A 337-nucleotide genomic window follows, 5' to 3' on the forward strand; every position below is an offset into this window, starting at 1 on the left:
ACCGAGCTGACCAAGGCGCTCGCGGAGTACCTGTTCAACGACGAGACCGCGATGGTCCGCCTCGACATGTCCGAGTACATGGAGAAGCACTCGGTCTCGCGGCTGATCGGTGCGCCCCCCGGCTATGTCGGCTATGACGAGGGCGGCGCGCTCACCGAAGCGGTGCGGCGCCGGCCTTATCAGGTGGTGCTGTTCGACGAGATCGAGAAGGCGCATCCTGACGTCTTCAACGTCCTGTTGCAGGTGCTCGACGACGGCCGCCTGACCGATGGTCAGGGCCGCACGGTCGATTTCCGCAACACGCTGATCATCATGACCTCGAACCTCGGTTCGGAGT

General features: G+C 63.8%; 1 protein-coding gene. It reads left to right on the top strand.

Annotated features, from left to right (window positions below; all coding sequences use genetic code 11):
• Positions 1-337: AAA family ATPase (locus tag AC5ZFO_RS48370; protein WP_496124319.1), on the top strand; the 337-nt coding region annotated here is incomplete at both ends.

The organism is Bradyrhizobium sp. Unk1 (genome assembly GCF_059512345.1).